The organism is Paenibacillus sp. JNU01 (genome assembly GCF_059130585.1).
The window spans coordinates 863,916-889,899 of sequence record NZ_CP169723.1 but is presented as its reverse complement, the minus strand read 5'-3'; the positions used below and the strand labels follow the sequence as shown (position 1 = coordinate 889,899).

Genomic DNA, 25,984 nt, shown 5'->3' with positions numbered 1-25,984 from the left:
AAAAAGCAGCCGATCATAGGGATCAACTGCTTTCTTTATATATTTGAGCTATCGTTTCCTGTTGGCGTAATTTATATCTATTAATGTAATGTATTCATATGCTCTTATTTTCTTAGATAATACTCACTCTTTACATCAGCTTAAGCCGCAGATTCGGACGAAGGTCAAAACCGGAACTTGACTAAGAAGGCATACTGCGTTCGCCAATGTCCGTTGGGTTTGTTTTTTGAGTGCAGTTAAGTAGTAAAGACCGCCTGGTATTCTCCAAGGCGGTCTTTACTACATTTATAATAATTTTTTGTCTCTAATCCAAGTATAGTAACGGTATATTGAGATTATAATAAGCACAGTCAATAAACAAAACACGAACAGTATCATACCAAAGATTCCGCTTTCGGATAATTCATTACCATTTCTAAGGATAAATATGAGTAACCCGATGTCTGCTATAATAATAATTAATAGGGGGACAGCGTATCCTATCCTTTGAAAAATGATCTCACCCCCTTTTTTTAAAATTAAGAGCCCGGTTTGTAGTTTATACCGTAATTAGCATCGTTGAACATATTATAAACCTGATCAATAGCATATTGTTGGTATTGAGCTGTATTTTTAGTTATTGTAAGTCTAGAAGCGGTTCTATAAGCTGATGAGGTAATTCCAATTAGTATAGTTAATGCATTAGAAGAGTTTAAAACCATGGTTACCCATCCAGCAGGACCGGAATATGTGAGGTAAAATAATAGCATAGATGCAATTGTTCCGCCCCAGCTTAGTGATTCCATTTTATTATTATATTCCAAGCCATCAACTACATATCTTTCGTAAGTATTAATATAAGATTTAAATGTTGAGAGTCTTGATGCTTTCCCAGAGTCATTACCGATATTACCATGCAGGCTGGTGTACATATTAGGCTCGCCAGATAAACCTAAGACTTGAGCAGTGAAATCACCGTTATTCCACATTGTGTCTATAATAATTATCAAACGCTCCACAAGATTCTACACCATTAGATACTGCAGGACAAACTGAAACGTTGAGTGAGTTATCCATTATGTTCTTAGATTCTTGAGAAGAAAACTGAAGTTGGATATCTTTAACTTGTTCACGTAAGAGATCCATATCTTTATAAGTTAGGCCTTTTTCTTCACTGACCCTAGCTAAAGTTACAGGCATTTGATCAGGGGCACTAATCAGTGGAGTGGAGTTTTCATTCGGTCTAGCGAACGACCCCCGGTCTTCTTCAGACCATAGCAACTGTCTTCCATCAATCAATTCGAACACCTTTTAACCATTCTCATCCCGCTTAACACTCATCCGTTTACCCCTCTTTCAATTTGAATAGTTTTTTGTTGGAGTCACAACAGTATGCAAATTTCCCGCACTTGTACTTCAGGCATTCGTAATAATCTCCGTTGTCTGTTTTAAGAATCCATCGTAGTTGTGTGCTTGTACTGTGTTTTCCCGACCACGTAATCCTTGGTGTAATAACCATCGGTACTTCCACAATGATTACAACTATTTTCCAGAATTGCTGGGCTTGGATCCTCTGCATGCCTTTCGGGATTTTTTTCACATGCTGCCGCACACTTACCGTTTCGAGTTGACATGATTAACCTCTTGTAACAAATTTCAGCTTTTAGCTGCGTGGTTATTATTTGTGCCTCTTTTCATATCATCCCCTCCTTTTTTTTGTTAACGTGTTAAGCCACTGCAGCGCATTTGCCGATTTCCCAAAAATTAATCCGGGTACCGGGTGATCCTTGGTTCATAATATAGATTGGTTAAAAATACTAATCACGAAAAGGAGCGGCGTCAATGACCGAATCGTAGAACTCATTGAAGATGTGTGTCATCTTGAAGCCACCTGCCGACAAAATCAGCGAAGCGGTATCCATCGCAATAAAAGAACGCGCGGGTAATGCCGGCTCGCTTGAACTTGAAGCCGACGCCTTGGAGAACATGACCTCCCGCAATGAAGTCAGCCCCGAGATGGCCGTTATGGTCCGAAAACTTTGGCGAAACGGCAGAACGCTACGCGTCCGCTTTCTGGACGGAGAGCCTGCGATTCAGGCCAAGGTCGTCCGATGGCCAAGGAATGGGAAAATTATGAAAATATTATCTTTGATTTCGGCAATCACCGGGAGGCGTAGATCCGGATTACCTTTCGCGACAAAGGGAAAGCCTACTCGGCCGTATAAGCTGCCGGGCTTTTTGGTGAGAAGCGGGGAAATCCTACAATTCTTCAGAATAAAAAGCTTTAGATACGGATTCCGTAGCTTTATCAATAAAAGCTGCAATTTTACTCGGGCTTTCCTTCAGACCACTACTCACCCACTTTTTAATAATAGCTATACTGCCATGAGCGGTGAACGTATACCAGGACTCAAATAATTGTGGATCAAAATATTTTAATTCCGTCTTCCATCGTTCAATAGTTAAATCGTGACTGATATAAAGGATTCGTTCTAATAATTCTTTATCGCCATGCTCTGAGAACAGAACCTCACATATCGTTTTATTCGCTTTTATGTACTTACATAATTCATAAGATAACGTTTGAGGGTTGGAAGAACTCATCCCAACTTGCTTAATGTCTTCGTAAAGATCATTTTCAATCGTTGAAAGAAGCTCAAACTGATTAGCATAGTGTGTATAAAAGGTGTTGCGATTAATCCCTGCTTCTCTGCAAATGTCGGTCACTGTAACTTTATTGATAGACCGTTCTGTCAACAGCTTCAATAGGCTTTCTTTGATAACCATTTTTGTATATCTCACTCTGTGATCTGTTTTTTTGTCTGTCATAATATCCTCCTAATTTAAAATAATGAACAAATCTAAGGTGGTTTGTATGATAACTAACATATCTCAATCGAACAGCCTGTTGTTTAAGTAACACAGTGAAATTATAATTTATTTGAACGTTCAATTCTACTTTTTAAACTTAAATGGAGGTAAAATATGGGTGATATAACTGTAGTACCTGTATGGATAATTCAAGATATTATAGTCTTAATTGCTGCTGTTCTAATGGTTTTCTATATCCTGGATAAGGAAACACATCCCAAAACGGTTCTACTGCAGTTTATAGGTTTTGTGTTTTTTTACGCAGCCGTTTTTGAAATTACTGCTTCATCGCTTGGGGAAGGTTTTTACGCTTATGGGCGGAGTATTTTAATGTTATTTAATATACCGATTACTGTCCCTATTATTGAGTTTTTGATCATTTATTCAACTTTGCGTGTTCTAAAGTCTGTAAATATACCGTCCTGGACTAAACCATTTATTACGGGATTGAGCGCTATGGTTTTTGACTTTTCACTCGACCCGGTGGCTGTTAAACAGATATTTCAGACTACAGATGGACTCATGGCAAGATGGACTTATTATCCGCTAGCCGGTGAGCCTCAGATCTATGGGGAACCTGTGATGAATTTTACAGGATGGATTTATATAGCGGGATATTGGACCGTCTTTATTCTAATTGGAGAATGGTGGCATAAAAAGAAAGGCTACAGTAAATCAATTGGTTATATCTATCCGTTTCTGGCGGCCATTCTGTCATTAGCGTGTATGTTCTCACCTTTATCTAACTTCTTTAATTATATGGGGCCGTTCTTCGAAAGAACCTCTAATATGCAATGGGTGATGTTGATTACACTTTCTGTAATTACAATCGGAATTTTAGCATTAGCTTTTATAAAGTTTTGGGACCGGAAGGTTAATTATTCAATCACTCCCAAAAAAGATTTTCCAATCATGTTTACTTTTGTTGGGTTCCCCCTAGTCAATACTATATTTTGCATTATAGGAAGTTACACGGAGGTGTTGTGGCTAGTCGCTCTGGCTCAGATCTTATTATTACTAGGCTGGATTGGAATTTACATTATGGGTAAAAAAGCAAGTCCAATCACGAAATAACATAAACCCAAGCATTGTGGCAAAGACACACTTTTATTAATATTCCTTTTCGGCATTTTTATTTTGGAGCTTCTTGCTTACATGAACAGAAGTAGACCGCCCACCCTTAGGTAACACTCATTTCCGACCACTACTCTTTATGTAGTTAATGTACACTGGAGTCGTGCTCCTACTGACACAATTTGGCTCTGCCACAACTAATTCGAGCAATACACCCCAATATATGATTCGATAAAGGCTGCTCCTTAACACTTTTCCGTGCTTACTGATTTCAGCGCACCTCAAAGCGTAGATTCTACTTTAGGTGGGTAGAGTAACCCTAGAATCGAACAACAGCAGACATGGTCGAAAAAAATAGAGCTATGTCTGGGCACTGGAAATCCTAAGGGCATTCGTCTATAAAGCCCCTGCCAGCTTGCGGGAGGTCAGCCGATAGGTGGTCGGAGACATCCCCAGCTTGGCCGTAAACTGTTTGATGAAATAAGTATCATACTCAAACCCCGTGGCACGCGCAATTTCTATCAGGCTCATATCGGTATGGGTCAGAAGGTCACGCGAAACCTTTAACCTATAGGCAATTAGGTAACCCATCGCTGTATTTCCGCACCTTTCCTGAAACCGTTTATTCAGCGATACACGGTTCAGATGGGCGCAATCCGTTAGTTCCTGCAAGGCAATCTTCCGCGAGTAATGCGTATGGATATAATCCAGCACGGCATCGACGGGCGAGTGCTCCCTCTGCTGATTCAATTCCTCGAGCAGGCCTAAAATCTGGATCAGGTATCTTTTGATCCTGCACACCCAAAGGGAGTCGCTTTGTGCTTGAACCTCCGTGCCCAGCACAAAAAACCATTCAAATAGCAGCGGATAAGCCGTTTCGGTTATACGGGGTACACCATAACAGCCCTGCTCTCGTTGAAATAGGGAAAAGCCTGTATGAATCCTTGGCACTGCCGGAAACGACTTGGTTTCAGACAAAACAGTCGAGTTCAAAAACTCCAGATGAAAGCTGAAAGATTGGGCAGCAATGCTGCATTTTTCCGTTACCTCCACCTTATCCCCGTCTGCCAGACAAAGAATGCCGGGGGCGCTTATCGATACAGGTCGCTCATTGAGAGTACCTTTAAGTCTTCCGGACGTAATAAAAATCAGCGTAAGCCGCTCAGGATAAGGCAGTTCCGTAAAATTCTCCACCGGAGCAAATTCTATGTGTACGGTCCGGTTTTTGTATCGGTCTATTTGAGGCATCTTCGTCATCCACCTATCAAATCGTATAGTTAAATGCTTCATTTATAACAGTGTAGCACGCCGGACCGAAGGATATAATGGCGTTGTGAATCCATTGAATAAAAGGAGGAGCAGCGCTATGGCTGTTGAACGATTTCACATTCATGTCTCTGATCAAGTCCTTGATGACCTGCAAGACAGGCTGCACCGTGTCCGCTATCCCGATCAGCTGGAGAAAGTCAATTCCAATTGGGAACGGGGGACGAATCTGCAGGCTTTAAAATCGCTCATCTCGTATTGGAAAGACCATTATGACTGGCGCGCCCAGGAATCGGTCCTTAACCAGTTGTCCCAGTACCGCTGTCAAATCGACGGAATCGATATACATTTCGTCCATGAACGCGGGAAAGGTCCCGCACCCTTGCCTTTAATTCTCACCCACGGGTGGCCGGACAGCTATTTGCGTTATCAAAAAATTATCCCACTGCTGACCGATCCGGCCAGCTATGGAGGAGACACAGCGGATGCTTTTGATGTCATCGTCCCTTCGTTACCCGGCTTCGGTTTCTCCGGCCGTCCCGGGTATGCCGGCGTAAACAATTTTCGCGTCGCCGAAATGTGGGCTAAACTCATGAGTGAGGAATTAGGTTATGACCGGTTTGGTGCCGCCGGCGGCGATATCGGCTCCGGCGTAACCCGCTACCTGGCTTCCAGCCACCCCGGACAGTTAGTTGGCATACACCTGACGGATATCGGCATCATCCGGGATCTTATGGCTGCGCCGGAGCCGGACAAACTTTCCGAAGAAGAACGCCAATACAGGAAAAACGCCGCAGAATGGATAGCCAAAGAAGGCGGTTATATGTCGCTGCAGACGACACGTCCGCAGACGCTCGCTTACGGTCTTTCCGATTCTCCGGCAGGCTTAGCTGCCTGGCTCATGGAGAAATTCCGGGCCTGGAGCGATTGCAGCGGCGACCTCCAGAGCACGTATAGTTCGGATGAACTGATTATCCATATTATGATTTATTGGGTTACCAACACGGCAGGTTCATCAGCCCGGATGTATTATGAAAATGCAAATACATTGCCGCCGCTGGCCAGAATAGAAGTCCCGACAGGTCTGGCTTTGTTCCCGGCAGATATTCTACTGCCTCCCAAGTCTTGGGCTTCCCGCAGCATGAATATTACTCGCTGGACTCCGATGCCCCGCGGAGGCCATTTTACCGCCTTGGAAGAACCCGAGGCGTTGGCAGAGGATATCCGCGCCTTTTTCCGGCCGCTAAGGAACAAGAAGATTCGTCCGTAACAACATGTATCATTGTTAGATATCGAAGAACGGTCATGATACGCGTCTCTGCGCCGTCTGTTACGGCAAGTTTAGGGCCATCCTTCGCGGATGGCCCTTTTTTAACTTGATTTATTATTCATCGTGCCCGTGAGCTTAAAACGTAATCGAACTAAATGCAAACATTAATTCAGTTTCACAAACCAGTTCATTGTTTACCGTGGCAACGCCTTTTTGTTTGACGATCTGTCCTTAATTCGAGGTACATCGAATACAAAAAGAGTTGGTCTCCTGGTTTTACTTGTCATCTGATACGACAATTATCAATGCTAGTCAAAAAAACTGTTTTGTGATAGCTACTCATGATTGCCTCCTCTTGTAGTTTATTTAACCGATTCAAGAAAATCCCGCTATATCTTAGATACTTATCTAATCGGTAATAGGAACATGTTCTTGTCCCTCGACAATGATCAGCTGTTTTCTTGGTTTATCAAAAATTAAAAGAGCCGTAGGGATGCTTTCCCATACGGCTCTCTTGTACGTGCGCTTCACGATTTAACCAGTTCTTATCACGTCATCGGACATCACCATCAATGAGTTTAATACCTATCCACTAATGACCAGGTAATGATTAAGGATAATATATCCTTGTACCATCGAAATAATTAAATGAAGTAATACTCCAATCATTGGCCTTCTTAGTCATCACAGCTTCAATACTGTAGCTATAGTTATAGTCGCCAACAATCCCATCTGAATTATAGACCGCTTTAAATTTAGTAAGACTTTTATTCCATTGAATATACTCTGACTCAGGAAGACCAATTTCTACGTTATTTTTATGAAATTGAATCCAGTATTTCTTTTTGGACATCGCATTTGTTGCAAGAGTCAATGCTTGATTATCTGTCAATGGACGAGCGTATACCGTAATGTGCTCAGAATTTCCTGTCAAAGTAGATTTATCCCATTTGATATAATCGTTCGGATAGAAGAAATTACTTAAGGCTTTAAATTGTACATACACCGAGCCATTTTTCAACAATACTCCATTACCAACAGTAGCATTAAAAGTCTTCCCGCCTTTAGTTAGTGAAGCAGTTTTCGTCTTCTGATTCCAAGTTATTTTTACATCAAAATATTTATCAAGTTGTTCATCGTATCTGAATTGATAATTTGTGGCCATACTACGGAGAGGGGCATATAATCTACCCTCAGAAAGCAAACCGTTTACTCCGTCATATGCATCATAGTCATCATTTGCGGCATAAGAACTCATTGGATTAATCATTAAAGCGCCACTCAACAAGGATATAAAAACAACCCACAAAATAGGTTTTTTCAAACTAATGTTTTTCATATTTACTCCTCACTATTAATTATTCATACTACCAATAAATTTTACATGAATTAGCAATTAATAAAAAAGGTAAAATTATCCATTAGTTTACCCTTTAGTTGAGAAACAGCAATTTATTTATTATATCCGTGTGCCTAAAAAAGCGATTATATAGCCCTCTTCTACGTTCCCCTCGCAGCTGGGCATATATTTAAGTAGTTTATGCTTTTTCATTTTCAACACGCTCTAGATGAAATCAAGCTGTGCTCAAAACCCAGAATGAGTTATTCAACTAACCTGCCCGTTAGCCTACTCTAAGCTCGTTATAGAGTTGGGTATCCTCAACAATATAGTTGATTAATTCGATGTTATTCTTTCGGAAGTCAGCAAAGGTTTCACTTTCAGAATCCTTCTTTGAGATATTCTTCGCAACTAAGATTCTTTGGTCTTCCTTCGAAATAATGTAATCCCCCCATAATCTGACGTACTTTTTTAGACGAATCTGGAATGAATTTGTTGCGTTATCCTGCCCATTAGTTGAAAAAAGCAGCCGATCATCTAGATCAGCTGCTTTTTGTTTCGCGTGCTTCACGCACTCAACTGGCAAAAGCCATATCGAAAAAACGCCCTTTTTGAAGGGGCGTCTCTGAAGTGCGCACTTAAAAAATGAAGTTTAAATTTAACCATCATATTTGGTTACCACGCAGAACTTTGTAAGAGCGATATCTACCGCTAATTCTTATGTTAATCCTAAATTTTAATACTAGTTCGTTCAATTTGAGATTCTAAAACATCATATAGAGCAAGCTTATAATTTATCTTATCCAAGTTAAAATAGAGATCCCTTATACTCTGCTCTATTTCTTTTTTATGATTGAGCATCATCAATTTTCGTTCTGAAATTGTGGAGTCCCCTTCCTTGTATAAGTAAACGTATTTCTGAATTTGGGCAATAGGCATTCCTGTAGCCCGAAGTGCTGTAACAAAGTGTATCCAACTTAGATCTTCTTCATCGTATAAACGCTTTCCATTTTTGTTTCTTTTAACATGTGGGAGCAATCCCTCTTTTTCGTAATAACGGAGGGTGTGTGCAGCTATTTCCGTTATTTCAGTAACTTCTTTTATAGTCAACATAATTACTTCCGTCGCCTCCTATTAAAGTACACTTTAAAAAGAATTCTTCAACTTTACTAATTAGACCCTCTAATTTTATGTGGAAAATGAAGAAATTTATGATTAAATCAGGTTTTATTATAAAGCTTTTATTATTCAAAAAAAACCTTTGACTTGAAGTGAACTTTACAGACTATGATAGCAAGGTGAATTAAAAAAAATTTTGAGGGGATGCATGCAGATGAAAAAGAAACATTTTGTACATGAAGCTACACAGACCACTATTTCAATCGTCACTGGCGGTAGTCGAGGAATTGGTCGTAATACTGCCATTAACATTGCACGACATGGTGGTGATGTCATTTTGACCTATCGTAGCCAAGCTGAAGAAGCAAAATCAGTCGTTGCTGAGATCGAAGCTCTAGGACGAAAAGCGATCGCTCTACAACTTGATATAGAAAACACATCCAGCTTCGCTAACTTTACTGAAACGGTTGGTTCTGTTTTAGACACGAATTGGGGCAGCGCCACTTTCAATCATCTGGTGAATAATGCAGGTCATGGAGAAATGATCAGCTTTACCGAAACAACAGAGGTCCAATTCGATAGTTTGTTCAATGTACACGTAAAGGGCGTGTTTTTCTTAACTCAAGCGTTACTGCCGCTTCTTGCAGATGGTGGTCGTATCGTTAACTTCTCAACGGGTCTTACTCGTGTTTCTTATCCCGGATTCTCTGCTTATTCGGCAGCTAAGGGTGCAGTAGAAATTCTAAGCATCTATATGGCAAAAGAGCTCGGCCACCGCGGTATAACTGTTAATACGATTGCCCCTGGTGCAATCGAAACTGATTTTTTAGGCGGCGCTGTACGTGATACGCCATCTTATAATGATGCGTTTGCTTCGATGGTTCCTCTTGGTCGTGTGGGTGTACCTGACGACATTGGTCCTGCAGTTGCCAGCCTACTCGATCCTGACAATCGCTGGGTGAATGCACAGAGAATCGAGATATCTGGTGGTCAAAACATTTAATTTTTCATAGGAACACAATGATATCCTGCACTTTTTATGTAAACTCGCTTTATTTACACAATATGATTTCCATCATTTAACTATTTAGATAATAATCTAATCGGAAATCGGACTATGTTCTTGTCCATTTCGGTAATCGGTACAAGTTCTTGTCCTCAGCTTGGGACAAGAATAGCGACTTTGAATGGAACAATGTTCTTGTCTACCGACAACAAGAACATGTACCGTTAAAGTTCCTTCTGAAAGTTCTTGATTACATTTCAACCTTAGTACATTCTAATTTATTTAATCATCTTTGAGCAAATAAAAAAACGCCAGCAAAGCTGGCGGGAAAAGTAAGAAGTGAGCTATTACACTAAGAAAGCTTTAGAGATAATAACCAATAAAATAAAGAGTACGAGTATTGCACCAATGGACGTAAAACTACCATATCCTCCACTTACTCCTCCTACATTACCATAACCTACTTCACTCATGCTTCCATCTCCTCCTTTGTGGTATGAGATAGATTATTCAGGTGCATCTATTTTGACAAGGCATTATAAAAAAAAAGGCCCTCAACCATTCCACATCTACTCACAGCTCCGCTAACGCACCCTTCAGTGCAATTAAAAATACTATTTTAATGCCTTTATCTCTCACTTTCGTAATCATTAATGATTACTTCTATAATATTACGTTGTTCATCTGCAACTGCTTTGTTAGATTGTTTATTATAGTTGTAGGTTATTAAAGCCTTCCATAAAGCCCAACCTCTTGCTCTATTCCAAGTTTCTGCATCAAAATTCAATGCATTCTTAAATGTCTTTCTGCTACCATCATCAAAAAAAGTCCATGCCATTGCAGCATCACAAGAAGGGTCTCCCACCCCCAATATTCCAAAATCGATAACCGCACACAATTTACCATTTTTAATTAATATATTTCCTGGGGCTATGTCACCGTGGACCCAAACTGGTCCAGCAGCCCACTTTGAAGTTAATGCCAATTCCCAGATTTCTTCCAATAGGTGTTTATTAAAAGTATTTACATTATTATTAATGGCATCTCTACACTCATAATCGTATACAGCAATATCTCCGCCTCTATAAAAATTATGTTCGCCAGCTAAGGGACCTTCACTGGCGTCAATAGATTGTAATTCAACTAAGAATCCCCCCAAATCATTTGCAAATTGATTTGAATCATCTATATTTTCTAAAGTTAACGTCTCTCCATCCAACCATTTGTTGACTGACCAAGGGTGCGGGTAATCCTCACTTGGTTCTCCTTTAGCTAATGGTTCAGATATTTGTGTAGAAAGATGCCTGGCTAAAATGGGTAACCATTTTTGTTCTTTTTCAACTTGGGGTACATAGGCTTCATCACTTGGTAACCTAACGCTCATGCTGTTGCCTAAGTGAAAAGTTTTATTATCATTGCCACTTTTTTTAACAGACTTAATTTCAAAATTAGTCCACTCTGGAAATTGGCTATTTATTAACTTTGAAACTAAATCTACATCAATTTTTATCATATATAATTCTCCCTTTAATCTTATTTACTCATCACCCAAAACCCAGATACAGACACAAATTTATTTGATAAACTCAACCTTATCAACCCCTTTAACTTGGTTACATTTAATGTACCATATACTTACTAGTACAAGAACTTCTTATTCCATTAGTTGAATGGATTAACGGGCAAAACAATGTAAATTCCGAAAAATTCGGCTTCATCGTAATTATTTTGCTTCATAAAGATCCCTCCGTGTTGTCATCCAAAATAATCCATTCATTAACTCTACTATAATAAACGTATTAACAAGCAAAAGACCCGCCTGATTCGCAAGGATCCGGCAGGTCTTTTATTGGTCGAGTGATATTTGAATATCTATAAATCGCTTTGCGAGAGTCGAGCTTCCGATTGCTTTGAAGATGGCCCAAAGATCTTTAAGCTCACCTTGACATCTTACTTGGACAAGCCGTACGCTTTTCGGATCAGCGAGAAATATTCGTCCGCCTTAACCACCTGGAACTCGGCTCCAAGAGATTCCGTAATCGCAAGCACATCCGATGGGGTCATGCTCCATGCATTAATCCCAACCGAAATAAACGTTGGAGATTTGCCATCCCATTCGGTCTTGGTACGATTCAGAATATCTTTACCATCCTGCACCGTTGAGATGCCTCGTAGAATGGAAACCGGAAAGCTACCATTCATGATTTGAACATTGGCTTTGTCCTCGCCTGCGAGGAACAGGCCTGGAAGTTTATAGTTCTTCTCATACGCCGCTGCAATTGAATCACTCAGCGGAACGTCTTTTCCAAGTTCACGATTGAGCACAAAAGGGTACGACATGTTTGTTTTCTTCAGATAAGAGAAGGTTTGTTTCAGATACTCCGGGAATGTGTCTGTTGGCCAGACATTTGGATTGAAGTAACCCACTCCGGATGGGCCTGCAACTAGCTGATCATTTGGCGTCGCCGTTGAACGGTAATAGTTTAGAATGGCAGGCGCTGCATCGTAGAGTAACGGACTGGAAGTCCAGTTGATAGGCACTTTACCCCGAGCGGGATCAGCCCACAGGTTGCGCATATGATTCTGATCGTATTGCAGGTTGTCACCTTCGCCAAAGGTATAGGTTACATAGATTTTGTTCTCCAGCTTGGGTTTTACCGGTTTGGGAGCAGGCTGTTGTTTTACGTTTGTTCCTGAAAATACGGTCATGTTATGGAACCAGTCGGAAGGAACAACATAGACACCATGACGAGATGTGAGTTCTATGCCAGCAACTTCGCCTTCAAAATCATTGTCGAACCAACCCAGATAAGGTGTCCCTGGTTTTACATCGGACAGAATCTTCTCAAATAGCGCCTTTTCCTCTGGCACACTGGTAGACAACCAGAACACCATGGCTTTGTTCGCTACAGCATAATCGCGGAGATAGCCATAAGGTTCCTTTTCTTCAGACGAGAGTGGTTGAACATTGCTCGCAGATACCTTGTATTGGTTCCACATCTCGATCGATACGGTTAGTTGCTTTGTGTCCGCTGCAGGCTTAAATTCGTATACAAAGTAGTTTCCATTATCTGCGAAGCGGTGATCGCTTCCAGGCAAAAATTTGGAGTTATGTCGGTCATAGAGAAATGCTTCTTCCTCAGAAGAACCCGTTTTGAAATCCGCAATAATCTGTCCATCTGCTTTCACCGTCACTTGATGAACGGCAGGTCCCCAGCCATCCTGAGGAAAGGCATCATTAAAGCGGAGGTAGACCGCTTCTTTTCCCAAATAGGATGACAAGTCATAGTCATAGGTCTTCCTGTTACTTGCATCACGAATCTGTTCCTTCTCGACTCCAACCGTTTGGAATGAATCAAAATTTCCGGATGGAATCGGGATAGAGGTGTCTGGACTCAATCCGACCAACATTCGTTGAGTCGTCTGGTTCCAGAGATGCTCATACTGCCAGTTGTATGCATCCATACGATTCTTGAACTTGTCCTGCAAGTCTTCGATTACCGACAGGTGATACGGTGCAGCAGTCAATTGTTGAGCCAGTTCAGGACTGGCAACAACAGCTTTTTTGAGTCCGGCAAGTGTCGTTGCCACATTAATGGAGTCCGGCAGCTGCGGATCATATACGATAATGCCTTTGATCTCTTTCGCATATTTCTTGAGAACATCCATTACGTTGTCATGCTGCTTATAAGGGACGTTCAAGTCCTGCAGCCAAGGGTCTACTTTATTCTGTTGAATGTAGATTCGCGGCTTTTCTCGATTGATTACCCCTTCAAGCGTCGTCAAAAGCAATTTGATATCGCCAGATTCCTCATATACATTCGCCACATCCAAACGTTCTACTTTATTGAAAGTTGGCAGTGCTTGATTTTGAGGCCACTTCAAAGAGTTGGTATGCTTCAACTCATCTGTGGCAGCAAATGCACTAGCCGATAACACGGTTGTACAGACCAGGGCAACACACAAAACAGTTAATTTACGAATCATAAAGTTCATATCTCCTTTTAATGTTTTTATGATTTGTTGTGATGTTGCGTCTGTGATGTTCTTCGCGTTCGTCGGATCAACCTCACCTGTCCATTAATTCCTGATGTCAGCGCTGATTTTCCATACAAATTCTCCAGTGTATTTGCGGCATGTAAGTTCATTTCATTCATTCCTTCTTGAATATATGGCGTTATGTTCCATTGGTAAGGCGGCCATAAACGAATACCTGCTTCAATATCATTCACATATAGGCTTGCTGTCTCCCTTATATCTTCGGCTTCCAGCCATAGCTCCTCATTTGCAGCTAAGTTTACGTTAGACAGATCCACCTGCTGCGAGTAGACACCCGTACCTGAATAATAAGGATAGCCAGCAGTATTCCAACATCCACCCGATTGTTCCACATCGGTATTTAACGTCGTATCGTTTTCTATCGCGAACGGACCAATCAGAAATGCTGGGAATGAAATAGCAGGCATCGGTTCCAATAACGAAACCGTCAGAATTTCCAGCTCATTCTCGCCAGCCAACAAATGTGGAGTGATATCTACACTGTCAACATCACCATCCTGCCACGAAGAGCGTCTTAACGCTTTCTGTCGTACCCCATTAACGAATATTTCCAGATTACGCCTACGCTGCAAAAATCCGATATGGGATGGAATGTTCTGATCTACATCATCCAGAAGCAATTCCATCCTGCCCCATGAATCTTCTCCCGCCTTACCGGAACGATCCGAAGCATACCGGGATTGAAGCCGTTCAATCAATTTTGGCGTCATGCCAAACGTCGTGCGATACGTATTTACTTGCCCGGGCATGGTCGCGTTCATCCTGGAATGTCGGTCATTCAACGTAACATGCCATTGATCTAGCAGAAAAACGTTGGGGCCTGCGGTCCTGAACCCCCACTGCTCATCTAGAATGACCTCTACCACATTCGTGGAAAAAGATTTATCTCCTAGGCACGCTTGCTCTGTATACTCCGCATGATCTGTACGTTCTTGCGGAAAAGAGGAGCTCTCTTGGGGGCTTACCGACAGCACACGCAGCTCTCCGGGTACGAATGAAAGGAACGATTCAGCGTCAATGCTGCATACAGTTCCACTCTCCAACTCCCACTCTTCCAAGCCACCTTTCTTTTCATCGCAAATGAGCTTAATGGTCACGGGGTGCTCCGACCAATTCATCAGCCATACATACACCAGATTTCCAATTCTGCGTTCGACGCTAATCAAATCGTCAGACTGACCTTCAATCCAATCCCATCGTATTACCGGTGGTTCTCTGATCAACTCCCCGAATTGAATACAAAACGCTTCGAGTTGATCCAGACGCTGACTCTGACCGCCTTGATGAACAGCGTCATCCATGGAATAAAAGAGGCTGTGTGCCCCTTGCCAACAGCACGTAATTTTCCGTGCGGCGGATCGGAACCAAACAGCTGCTGGATATCCTTCAACAACACCGGATCATGCCGCAAAGATTCACTATGCTGCGGAATCGTACCTATCGCAATTAACGTGCCGCCCTGGTTAACAAAGGATACAAGCCTGGCTGCAACATCCCTTGACATCACCTCTATCTCCGGCATAACGAGGATCGAATATCCATGGCCATGGCCATCAAATTGCAAACCCTCTCCTTCAACAAGGAGCGCTTCGCGAAGCTGGCATTCATCCACATAGTCGTAGTCGATAGATGATCGCAGCAAGCGATCTGACAAAAGAGAGAACAGCACATCTGATGAAGGCTGCATGTTTGCTTCGCCTGATGTGAACATGGTTTCATATACCGTATGGATAGGCGATAACAGCAGAACTTCTGGCGTTCGTTTTCCTTTTGCTCCAAGCAGACTCAATCGCCCTATATAATCGGCAAAAGCACGATAATGCAGCCAATGGGGTGCATGTTTGAATTCAGTCGGTGGAAAGTCGGTCTTCCGATACCCGGCAAACGAATAATAGAATGCATGCGGAATAAACAGATTAACTCCCAAGAAAGCCATAAAATTGGCATCAAGTCGCCGCTGGCGCATGGAATAACCATGACCACTTGCACCAAAGGCTTCACAGATCACCCGTTCCTTCCTGTTCAGCTGCGCGACAGAAGCCGCCGTCTTGACGGACACAATGCGATGCGGATTCGCCTTTGACCCGATGCCGGGAGTGAGATAATCCACGCCTGCATAGTGGAATTGCTGCAATACCCGGGTCTGATTGCCTTGAGATCGAGCCTGCCCCCAGACAGGCTCCTCCAGCGTATGACCGATATAGAGCAGACCGGATTGTTCACACCATGTACGAATCGCTGCATGATATCCATCCACGTACCAGCGGGTGATCGTATCATAATATTGCTGTCTTGCGGATCGGCTGCCGTCTGCCATGGGATACAACAATGCCCCCAACCGCGGGATTAGATCATACCCGTTCTCTTGCTGATATCGTTCAGCCATTCCCTCGGTCCAAGCGAAGACGAGGCCGGGCAACGTAGCATCCACGTCATGAACGGCGGTACGGATGGCCTCCACCCCGAAGAAGCCATCGTGAATCATAAGACCCGGCTCGTCAGTAAACACCCCTTGAATGGTTGATCCGTAATAGGGCTTTAATGCCAGAAACGGTTCATAAGACATCCGAATGAAAGACTGAACCGCTTCCGGATTCAATGTATCCAGGTAATACCCTTTAGCGAAGGTGATTCCCTCGGCAATCTCACATGACCAGCAGGCGAGAACAATATAAGAATCACGGGCGTGACCCGGACTCCACTCCTCTCCCCAATAATGCGTGATATTTTCCGGTTCATCATGAAGCAACCACTCTCCATTGCGGTTAACCGCGCGATAGGCCAGGATGGCAATCAGCTCATTGTGATCATGGTAGGCAAAATCCAGCTTCAAGCTTTCCTGCGGCGCATCTCGCACATATCGCTTTTCCTCTATTCTCAAATAACGCATGCGATATTCCGGTTGTTCCCGTGTCAGTCTGCCGCCCAAGGTTCCGCTCGGCCAATTCTCCTCATCGTACAGCCAGACGACCATATTCCGTTTCTTGCATTCTGCTGTGCAAAACTCCAGCACATCCATAAATTCCGGCGAGAGATATGGGATTAGCATTCCGTGCCGGGCATGCAGAACCACACAGCCGACACCCGCTTCATACATGGATTGAATCTGACGCTCCAGTTCGGTCTTCTCCAGCGCATGATTCAGAAACCAGAAAGGCTGCGGACGATACGTTGCATCCGGATTCGCAAATTGCTGCTTGAGCTGATGTAAATGATCACAGATTTCCTCTGTGCCTGCCTTCATATTCACTACCTGCCTTCACACCCATTAGTCTGTAGACTGTCTCATGAGTAATTGGATAAAGAAGCCGCCGACCACAGAACGATTCTGAAAATTCATCTGCTTAGCGGTGATCGTGTCATACCAATCCGTTACGGGAACACGAGATGAGGTTTCGTTCATGAAATCCCACAGCGGTGAAATGAAAGACTCAAACTGCGCTTTCGTTGAACTCATGGAGGCACACCATACCAGCCAATCGGATTTGGTATACGTTTCACGGCTATCCAGCGGCAAGCCATAGCGGTTTTGTTTGTGCATGTAATATTCAAGTTCTTTGGCGGCGATCTCTTTCGGGAACAGGTGCAGGTCGAGCAGATGATCCCACACCAGATTGTACTTCATGCTCCATGACTCGGTTGGACTGTCAAACGTCAGCTTATAATGGTCCCCGGCATCTGCCATGGACACCCACTCCTGAGCCATGTTCCGAGCTTCCTCCAGGTACTTCGCCCCTTCCTGCAAACCGAGCTTTTCACACAGGTAGGAATACGCAGCAATACCCAATATGGCCTTGATCGATAAATTGGTATTGTGCGCCAGATGCCCCGCGAAGTCATCCGTGCACAGCTGGTTTACAGGATCGAGTCCATTGTGCAGCAAATAATCTGCCCATCGCGTAAGAGGTTCCCAATGCTGCCGAGCAAATTCGATATCTCCCTCATATTTGCTGACCGCCGCAGCCATCAGCAGCATATTGCCGCATTCCTCAATCGGCATCTGGTATTCCAGCTTATTCTCACCGTACACCTGACCGTTGGCCCTAGGGTAGGTTCCTACATCATGAGGAGCAAAATCAAACGTCCAATCCGGGCTCATCGCATACTTGTAAATTGGACGCATCATGCCCTTGATCAGTTCAGGGTTGTATCTCAGGAATAATGGGATCGAAGGGTAACTGACATCCACCGTAGCGATACATCCGTTGCTGAAATTCTCTTTGGAGAAAAATAAAACATTCCCCTCCTCATCGGCAACCAGCTTATGCGCTGCAATCGCCTGTCTGTAGGTTAGCGCCACAATATCCCGGTATTTCTCACCGCCTGCGGCCTGACTCTCTGCCATGAGTTCAAGATTAAAGCTGTCACAGCGCTGCTGAATCTCTTCGTATTGTTGAGCTGCCAGTAATAGCATTTCATGAAACGTTAATCCATTTCTTTTCCAATAGGCATGTAAAGGCTGTTGAAAATATTCAATCGCATGGATATCGTCATACGCAAGCATGAGAAATTCGGATATCGGTTCGTCCCGGACAGCCCCCAGATCGATCTCGGCGGCCATAACCGGCATGTTGTCCGATACAGCTCGCGGCTGAGGATGATCATCTTCAATAGGCAATTGTCCAGTGCGTGCATACTGCTCACGGCCTGTTACTGAATGAATGGCCGTCTGGATATCGGAAGATTGGGGAACAGCCAGAACCATATATCCCCAATCGATTCGTGTATCATCACCGGCAAGCTGTAATACGGGCTGATCCACAGTGCCCATGGACATGACATTCCATTGCCCCTCAATCACATGGCGTTCCCATGTAATGTGTTGATCGGATGTGTTTACACACCATTCACCTGTCACATCAAAATATATTTTGACTTGATGGGATGCCCCATCGATGGATTTGGCCTGAAAAGTCAAATACGTCACCGGCCTGGATAACAGGTCCAGATCATCCAGCAATAAAGGTGTATGGAACTGAACATGAAGTTCAATTCCTTCCCCTTGAAACGTATATCGAGTCGTTACAGGCTGGACAGTCAGGTTGGTCTGCACCAGCACTCCAGGTTCCTGGACAGCTGTACGCTCCTCCGATCCCACTTTCCCCATAAATCGTCGAAGCTTTCCATCGATCACCGCCAAGCCCACCATGCCATTCGTTTTGTTCGTCCAATGCCGGGTATGATCTTCATACAGATGGTCCGCGGCTGACCATACGCTAAAATAAGGGTCCACAGTAACCAGAGGTACGGCAGGTGGTCTGAACTCAGTCGTCATATGAATGCAACTCCTTCAAATTAAAATTAAGAATATGGGGGGTGATCAGTTCGGCATCTGAACGGTAACTACGTCTTTTCCTTTCAAGTTTTCGTTCGTAAACTGCATGGCTTGATCATATCCGGTCTTCCGAAGCTGCTCGCGAAGCTCGTTGATAATGCCCAACGCCGCTTCATCCGATTTCGCAAAGATGGCTTCCTTCCAGGCATCACCCATCCGATCCATGGAAGGCTTCAGCATCTCCCATTCCGGTGCTTTGGTCATCACATCGCCCGGGTTATAGGCTGTAATGACATGAATGCCATTAGGACGCAGAATTTTTCTGGCTTGTTCCATCGCATCCAGCCGTTTCTGATCGGCCCAGATATCTCCGCCTGCGACCGAATTGATTCGATCAGGCCCCGTGATGGATTCCAAACCAATGGAAATGCCTTCGTTCTTGCGAACTTTACCCGATTGATCTGCCGTAAATTTATCGAACCACTCCTTTTTGGCAACAGGTTTACCCTCCTTCATATCCCAATGAACGCCCTGCACTCCGTATCTTGCCAGCATAAATCCTTCATCGGAAGCCATGTAATCGAGGAACTTCAGCGCCGCATCTACACATGCGCCCTTGCAGTTTTTGGTGATCACTGTTACGTTGTTGCCCTGAATGCCCAGATCCGCAGGGCGATTCGTTTCAACATCTGCACGCTCTAAAGGGCCGATCGGGATGTAATCGCTTCCAGGGTGTGAAGTAACATACTCTTTGGAGGCATCCAGAATGGCCGGATAGTGTGCGGCCAGAATGGCGATGCGGCCCTGATTGATTTTCTCCTTGGCGATCGGGTCAGTCTGGGTGAATGCTTCCGGGTCCATTAACCCTTCTTCAACCAGTTTCCGATAGAACAGGGTGTATTCTTCATAACCTTTGGTGAAAAAGTTATGCTCTACCGTTCCGTCACCTTTGTCAACATAACTGCCACCCGAATTGAACATGGTATTGCCGATGCCGACGGACCAGCCGTTGCTGAAGCCACCCAGTGGAAAGACCGGCTGCCCGTTCTCTTGCAGATTGGCATCCTTGATTGCTTTGAGGAAGTTATAGAATTCCTCCTTTGTCACGACCGATTGAGGGTCTATACCCACCTTATCCGCGATATCCTTGCGAACATAGAAGCCGTACAGCCAATCCATGCCATCTTCATTCTGGGCAGGCTGGTTTTGCAGGAGTAGATATTTTTTGCCGTCATAGGCATTAATCGCTTTTTCGTAGAGCGCTGGGGGTACATTTTCTTCAGCAATGGATTTCGCGAGGTTAGGATAGTCCCCCAATTTGTCGGAAATATCGACGAGCTGCCCTTCTTTGGCCGCCTTGATAATGCCATCCAGCTCACCTCCCCATGCGGGTCCGGTATAGATATCCGGCAGATCCTGCGTGGCAAATATATGGTTTACCTTCTCGGTCTCACTGCCTTTGGTATACTCCCAATCCAGCGTGACGCCAGTCTTCTCCTTGATGACTTCTTCCACAGGCGTTATTCCGTTGTCCGAACCACCTGAACCGTTCCAGTTGTGCAATATTTTGAGCTTGTATGAACCATCAGCTGCTTCTCCGCTATTCCCGTTTCCTGATGAATCCGTGCATCCGCTCAACGATCCTCCAACCAAGATGGACACGAGTAATACGGATACGCCTTTCGACCAAATTCGGTTCAAACCAATCGCCTCCTGAAATATGATGATGAATGATCTGGGTCAAGCCTGATAAAACTCAGCAAATTCCAGGTTAGGATCACCTAACCTTTCACCGAACCGATCATCACTCCTTTTACGAAATATCGTTGCAGGAACGGGTAGATACACAGGATCGGGAAGACGGTAATGACAAGCAAAGCCATACGCAGGGATTCGGGTGTCGCACCCGCTCCGCCTGAACTGCCAATCGTCTGCCCGCCCTGTTGTGCTGCGCGCTGCATCGAATTGGACAGCGACTCCGCTTCGGTCAGCATCTCCTGCAAGAGGGTTTGCACCGGAATCAGATCCTTGTTGGATACATAGTAGGCACCCGAGAACCAGTCATTCCAGTGGGCGACCCCAATGAAGAGGGAGATGGTTGCCAGTACGGGTCCCGAGAGAGGCAGAATGATGCGAATGAAGATTTGAAAATCCCCGTACCCGTCAATGTGGGCTGATTCCTCCAGCTCTTCGGGAATTCCTTGCAGAAAGGTCCGGATAATGATGATATGCATGAAGTTGAATAACAGCGTCAAGACGTACACCCAGAAGGTATTGATCAGATGTAGCTTCTGAAGCGTAATGAAGAACGGGATGAATCCGGCACTGAAAATCGTAGGCAAAAAGATGTAAAAGGTGAAAAATGCACGGCCCGGCAATGATTTCTTCGAGAGCGCGTAAGCCATCAATGTACACAGAATCACATGAAGGAACGTACCCAGCACGGTTCGCATGATGGTGATCTGGTACGCCTTCCAGATGCGTGCATTATCAAATACCTGGGCATAGTTCTCCAATGTAAATTGTCGTGGAAGGAAATAGATCGCGCCCTGCATGGAATCTTTGCCGTCATTCAGCGAGTACGCCAGGATGTAAATAAACGGGTAGATCATGGAGAATCCGACCAAAGCGAGAATGGTATAGTTTATAACTGAGAATAAGGACCATTTGCGTGTCATCACATCACCTCCTTAGAACAGGGATACATCACTGACTTTGCGGGCAATCCGGTTGACCGTTAGCACCAAAATAAGCCCAATTACACTCTGGAACAGCCCCACAGCTGCCGCGTAACTCAGACGCCCTTCCCGGATACCCGAGTTAATGGCGTGCACGTCGAGTACACTGCCCATGCCAGCGGTCGCAGGTCCATTCAGAAGAAGTAGCTGCTCATAACCCGCGCTCATCAAGTTACCCACGGCGAGAATAAATAATATAATGGCGACATTACGGATACCCGGCAGGGTCACATGCCACACCTGTTGGAAACGCCCTGCACCATCGATCTTGGCAGCTTCATATTGCTGCTGGTCAATTCCGGCAATCGCAGCCATGAATATGATGGAGTTCCAGCCGATGTTCTTCCAAATATCCGATCCAACAATCATCTGATAGAACCAGGTGGGATTGTTCAGGAATTGGATTGGATCAGTTCCGAACGACCCCAGCAAATCATTCACTGGTCCACCGTATGGCGTGAGCAATCTCTGCATCAGGGTGACAACCACAATCCAGGATACAAAGTAGGGTAAATAGGAAAGTGTCTGAACGGTTTTCTTGAACCTGATCATGCGGATTTCGTTTAAAAGAATGGCGAGAATGATTGGCATCGGAAAGCCGATTAACAGCTTCATGAGACTGATGATCACTGTGTTGCGGATGATATCACCAGATTGATAGTAGTTAAAGAACTGTTGAAAGTACTTGAAACCTGCCCAAGGGCTTCCGGTAAAACCGCCAACGAAGGTATAGTCCCTGAAGGCAACCTGGATTCCATATAAGGGAACATAGGAGAATAAGAAAAACCAGATAATGCCAGGTAACATGAACAAGTAAAAGAGTTTATGCTTCCAGATTCGCTTCATTAACACACTGTTCTTAATCACATTCCCAACGCTCCTTTCTCTTAAACTAACCTTTCAATCGCAGCGAGATGATCTCGAATGGTGTGAAGGATACAACTACGTCAGATTGATCCTGAAGCTCCAGCGATGAAATGTTATTTTCCATGAGATCAACCGCCCAAACTTCAGCAGTATCCCATCCGATAGACAGTTTCGTTTTAACCTGGGTTCCCGAGGTCTCATACAGACGGACAATAATGTCATTGCTGTCCTCGGCTTTTTTGATGGACTCCACCATGATGTGCGGATGATCTGGCTGCAGGAATGTTTTCGTGTAAGGCAGCTTTTCCTCTTCGACATCCATTGAAGGTGCAGGCAAGGAACTCAGGCGCAGCGGAATATTGAGCTCATTGCCTCTTCGATAGATTTCAGCCTGAACATGGTTCCCCTGATGCGGATATAACGAATAGGTGAATTGGTGCTCTGCACGATCCGCCACCGGATCCGGGTACGAACTGCTGCGCAGCAAATGAAGGTCAAGCACATTGTTAATGGCTCGATGCCCGTATTTGCAATCGTTGAGTAAGGCGACTCCGTAATCCGGTTCTGATATATCCACCCATTGGTGAGCGCAAATCTCATCCTTGGCAAAGTCCCACATCGTATTGCGGTGAGTCGGCCTGCTCAGGCTGCCAAACTGGATTTCACAGTGTACCTGATCGGTACGAATCTGCACCGGGAACGAAGTGCGTAACATTTTACCATTTTCCCGCCAATCCACGATCGTCTCAAAATCAATACGCCGACTGCCCTCCGTTAAAATAACGGTTTGGGTTAGAGACGATTCTCCGTAGCTGTAATCAAAAACCAGCCCAACTTTCGGACCATCCCGAAGCTCACAGATATCATTCAGAATTAATGGCATCCCCACTTGCGCTGAATACTCATGGCGGAAATCCCAGGCATCGCCTTCGTCATGATATACACGAAGATCGTTCCCCCGCTGTCCTTGCAGGATAACTTCACGTGCCTCCAGCTTTTCCAGGATTGAGGTAATGCCGCCATTGGGGTCAAATTTCACGATGAGAATGTCATTCTCCATACTGTACTCCTTGGCTGTTTCACGGAAATCTGTTTCCAGCGCAGCAATATCCGTTTCAATACCAGTTGCGATCTCCCCCATGACCTCCTGATCTTCATGATTAGATACCACGGTGTAGCCCATGGATGGAACCTGCACCTTATGCCATCGTCCATGGAGGTGCAGCCACTCCTGACGTTCCCACGGTAGTGAGTTGAATACCGCAGTTGAATTGGAGTTTTCCTTTTGGGAAGAGATATAATCTGTAATATAGCTGTAGGTTTCGGTGATCATGCCTTCCGTCTGCTGGAGCAATGCTTCATACCGTATTAACGACTCATCATATACTCGATTAATCGAAGATCCGGGGAGGATATCATGGAACTGGTACAGAAGCACTTCCTTCCAGATCGTCTCCAATGTTTCGGCCGGATAAGACTTGCCTATGCGGGCAGCCAGTACAGCAGCAAATTCCAGCTCGCGCAGAGCTTTCTCCATCTTGCGGTTATACCACTTGCTCCGTGCCTGACTGGTCAGGGTTCCTTGGTGCTTTTCGAGATACAACTCCCCACGCCAGGTCTGGAATCGCTCTCTTTCTTCATTCAATCGTTCAAAAAATTTCCAGGAAGGTTCCTGCACAACAGGTGCCAGACCGAGCAGGTTCTTCTCCCGCTCCAACCGTTCCAAATGCTCTTCTCCTGGCCCGCCGCCGCCGTCTCCAATGCCGAAGAGCATCAATGCGTGGCTGGAAACATTTCTGTCCAGATACTCCCGCTCTGCTTTGGCAATGGAACGTGGGGCGGCCGGACTGTTGTACGTATCCTCAGGTGGCATATGTGTTAACACCGAGGAACCGTCGATCCCTTCCCACAGAAAGGAATGGTGAGGATGGCGGTTGTACTCACTCCAGGAGAGCTTCTGGGTCATCATGTAATCTACACCGGATTTTTTCAACAACTGCGGCAAGCTTGCGGAGTAGCCAAATACATCTGGCATCCACAGCGACTTCATCTCCATTCCAAATTCCTGTTGGAAATAACGTTTGCCATACAGAATCTGGCGTACAAGAGATTCACCGCCTGGCACATTGGTATCCGATTCCACCCACATGGCTCCTTGCGGTTCCCATCTGCCTTCCTGCACCCGTTCCTTGATCTGGTCATACATCTTGGGATAGTGCTGCTTCATCCAATCGTATAGCTGAGGCTGACTCGCTCCGAACACATAATCGGGATAACGCTCCATCATGCGAAGCACCGTGGAGAATGTTCTTGCGCCTTTTCGGATCGTCTCACGGATCGGCCATAACCAGGCCAAATCAATATGTGCATGCCCAACCGCACTTATGTTCAGCACAGGATCGCCGCCACGACGTGATAATGGTTCGTTCAATAATAACTTGGCGCGATGTATGCGGTCAGGCGTTAATTCCGTCAATACTATGGAAGCGTCATACAGGGATTGAAGAATCCTTTCTCTGCGCGCCATGTTGACAGGAAGGTGTTCTGCCGTCTCCAGAAGCACTTCGGTATCGTAATACAAGCTTCGTATATCTTCATGACAAATGGCCAACATCGCTTCTTTTACCGTACCGCCCTGATACTTTCCAAATAAGTCGTTATTGCCGGCATCAGCCCACAGCTCGAATGCCCCGTCCGTCACCGTTATTGACGAATGGTCCAGTTCAACAACTCTTTTCCCAGGGAGACCCAGTGTGAATTCAAACTCTGAATTGATCGTTGTCAATCCCTGTACAGGCGTTCCTTCGTGGTCCACCAGACAGAGTTCGCCGTTCACGTCCAGTAGAAGAACAGCCTTGGCGTCACTACCGGACGGTGGAATGCTCCCTGTAAAACAAAACCAGGCACAATCCCATAACTTCCCCCAATGCTCGCCCTGTGAAAGAGTGATTTGCTGACCTGACATTCTTTCCTCGAATGGAACAGGCTCCGGGGTAACCCATGCCTTTACATTCAACTGGGCAATGGGCTCATATATGGCTTCACGGAGTTTGGACAGCATTTGATTCAGATGTCCGAGTCTAATCGGTTCATATGGCATAATAGTTGTGTTCTCTCCTCT

Annotated in this window: 20 protein-coding genes and 1 pseudogene; 3 read left to right on the top strand and 18 right to left on the bottom strand. The window is 44.7% G+C overall.

Going from position 1 to position 25,984, the window contains the following annotated elements; translation table 11 throughout:
• Nucleotides 1-518: 518 nt before the first annotated feature.
• The 4 genes from NLBNIHML_RS03550 to NLBNIHML_RS03535 all read right to left on the bottom strand — a co-directional run bounded on the left by NLBNIHML_RS03550 (nt 519) and on the right by NLBNIHML_RS03535 (nt 2,808).
• Nucleotides 519-998 (bottom strand): hypothetical protein, encoded by a 480-nt coding sequence (locus NLBNIHML_RS03550; RefSeq protein WP_339255574.1) that lies wholly within the window; start codon nt 996-998, stop codon nt 519-521.
• On the bottom strand, nt 958-1,287 hold the full coding sequence (locus NLBNIHML_RS03545) for a hypothetical protein (RefSeq protein ID WP_339255572.1): 330 nt from the start codon (nt 1,285-1,287) through the stop codon (nt 958-960). Before NLBNIHML_RS03545 ends, NLBNIHML_RS03550 begins: the two co-directional genes overlap by 41 nt.
• A 509-nt stretch (nt 1,288-1,796) precedes the next feature.
• On the bottom strand, nt 1,797-1,967 hold the full coding sequence (locus tag NLBNIHML_RS03540) for a hypothetical protein (protein ID WP_339255570.1): 171 nt from the start codon (nt 1,965-1,967) through the stop codon (nt 1,797-1,799).
• A gap of 271 nt (nt 1,968-2,238) precedes the next feature.
• Nucleotides 2,239-2,808 carry a TetR/AcrR family transcriptional regulator gene (locus tag NLBNIHML_RS03535; protein ID WP_339255568.1) on the bottom strand — a complete coding sequence of 190 codons (570 nt, stop codon included), beginning with the start codon at nt 2,806-2,808 and terminating at the stop codon, nt 2,239-2,241.
• Between the two features lie 156 nt (nt 2,809-2,964).
• Here NLBNIHML_RS03535 and NLBNIHML_RS03530 point away from each other — a divergent pair, with 156 nt between their 5' ends.
• On the top strand, nt 2,965-3,924 hold the full coding sequence (locus NLBNIHML_RS03530; RefSeq protein ID WP_494353796.1) for a hypothetical protein: 960 nt from the start codon (nt 2,965-2,967) through the stop codon (nt 3,922-3,924).
• 396 nt (nt 3,925-4,320) lie between these two features.
• Here NLBNIHML_RS03530 and NLBNIHML_RS03525 read toward each other — a convergent pair whose 3' ends face one another.
• Nucleotides 4,321-5,172: a helix-turn-helix domain-containing protein gene (locus NLBNIHML_RS03525; RefSeq protein WP_494353795.1), complete on the bottom strand. Its 852-nt coding sequence runs from the start codon at nt 5,170-5,172 to the stop codon at nt 4,321-4,323.
• Nucleotides 5,173-5,290: 118 nt separating this feature from the next.
• Between NLBNIHML_RS03525 and NLBNIHML_RS03520 the strand changes: the two genes are divergently transcribed.
• Nucleotides 5,291-6,460, top strand: coding sequence for an epoxide hydrolase family protein (locus tag NLBNIHML_RS03520; protein WP_494353794.1), 1,170 nt, complete (start codon nt 5,291-5,293; stop codon nt 6,458-6,460).
• Between the two features lie 135 nt (nt 6,461-6,595).
• Here the strand turns inward: NLBNIHML_RS03520 and NLBNIHML_RS03515 are convergent.
• From NLBNIHML_RS03515 to NLBNIHML_RS03505, 3 genes and pseudogenes are all read right to left on the bottom strand, one after another.
• Nucleotides 6,596-6,788, bottom strand: a pseudogene (locus NLBNIHML_RS03515) (hotdog family protein); the annotation flags it as partial.
• Between the two features lie 282 nt (nt 6,789-7,070).
• A complete protein-coding gene (locus NLBNIHML_RS03510; protein WP_494353793.1) occupies nt 7,071-7,799 on the bottom strand; it encodes a stalk domain-containing protein in 729 nt (242 codons plus the stop codon).
• Between the two features lie 729 nt (nt 7,800-8,528).
• Nucleotides 8,529-8,912, bottom strand: a complete 384-nt coding sequence (locus NLBNIHML_RS03505; protein ID WP_494353792.1) for a MerR family transcriptional regulator — start codon at nt 8,910-8,912, stop codon at nt 8,529-8,531.
• A 220-nt stretch (nt 8,913-9,132) separates the two neighbouring features.
• On the opposite strand from NLBNIHML_RS03505, the gene NLBNIHML_RS03500 reads away from it, so the two are divergent.
• Nucleotides 9,133-9,921: an SDR family NAD(P)-dependent oxidoreductase gene (locus NLBNIHML_RS03500; protein WP_494353791.1), complete on the top strand. Its 789-nt coding sequence runs from the start codon at nt 9,133-9,135 to the stop codon at nt 9,919-9,921.
• 350 nt (nt 9,922-10,271) lie between these two features.
• On the opposite strand, the gene NLBNIHML_RS03495 is transcribed toward NLBNIHML_RS03500, so the two are convergent.
• The 10 genes from NLBNIHML_RS03495 to NLBNIHML_RS03450 form a co-directional block, all read right to left on the bottom strand.
• Nucleotides 10,272-10,397 (bottom strand): YjcZ family sporulation protein, encoded by a 126-nt coding sequence (locus NLBNIHML_RS03495; protein ID WP_307535788.1) that lies wholly within the window; start codon nt 10,395-10,397, stop codon nt 10,272-10,274.
• Nucleotides 10,398-10,552: 155 nt separating this feature from the next.
• Complete coding sequence (locus tag NLBNIHML_RS03490) at nt 10,553-11,437, bottom strand: aminoglycoside phosphotransferase family protein (protein ID WP_494353790.1); 885 nt, start codon at nt 11,435-11,437, stop codon at nt 10,553-10,555.
• A 437-nt stretch (nt 11,438-11,874) separates the two neighbouring features.
• Entirely contained in the window at nt 11,875-13,911 is a 2,037-nt protein-coding gene (locus NLBNIHML_RS03485) for a GxGYxYP domain-containing protein (RefSeq protein WP_494353789.1), read from the bottom strand.
• Between the two features lie 26 nt (nt 13,912-13,937).
• Nucleotides 13,938-15,206, bottom strand: coding sequence for a hypothetical protein (locus NLBNIHML_RS03480; protein ID WP_494353788.1), 1,269 nt, complete (start codon nt 15,204-15,206; stop codon nt 13,938-13,940).
• Nucleotides 15,203-17,227, bottom strand: a complete 2,025-nt coding sequence (locus tag NLBNIHML_RS03475) for a glycosyl hydrolase (RefSeq protein WP_494353787.1) — start codon at nt 17,225-17,227, stop codon at nt 15,203-15,205. Before NLBNIHML_RS03475 ends, NLBNIHML_RS03480 begins: the two co-directional genes overlap by 4 nt.
• A gap of 24 nt (nt 17,228-17,251) precedes the next feature.
• Nucleotides 17,252-19,258 (bottom strand): glutaminase family protein, encoded by a 2,007-nt coding sequence (locus NLBNIHML_RS03470; RefSeq protein WP_494353786.1) that lies wholly within the window; start codon nt 19,256-19,258, stop codon nt 17,252-17,254.
• A 45-nt stretch (nt 19,259-19,303) separates the two neighbouring features.
• Entirely contained in the window at nt 19,304-20,959 is a 1,656-nt protein-coding gene (locus NLBNIHML_RS03465) for an extracellular solute-binding protein (RefSeq protein WP_494353785.1), read from the bottom strand.
• Nucleotides 20,960-21,039: 80 nt separating this feature from the next.
• Nucleotides 21,040-21,936 (bottom strand): carbohydrate ABC transporter permease, encoded by an 897-nt coding sequence (locus tag NLBNIHML_RS03460; RefSeq protein ID WP_494353784.1) that lies wholly within the window; start codon nt 21,934-21,936, stop codon nt 21,040-21,042.
• A gap of 12 nt (nt 21,937-21,948) precedes the next feature.
• Complete coding sequence (locus NLBNIHML_RS03455) at nt 21,949-22,863, bottom strand: ABC transporter permease (RefSeq protein WP_472477832.1); 915 nt, start codon at nt 22,861-22,863, stop codon at nt 21,949-21,951.
• 25 nt (nt 22,864-22,888) lie between these two features.
• Nucleotides 22,889-25,963: an alpha-mannosidase gene (locus NLBNIHML_RS03450; protein ID WP_494353783.1), complete on the bottom strand. Its 3,075-nt coding sequence runs from the start codon at nt 25,961-25,963 to the stop codon at nt 22,889-22,891.
• Nucleotides 25,964-25,984: the final 21 nt, after the last annotated feature.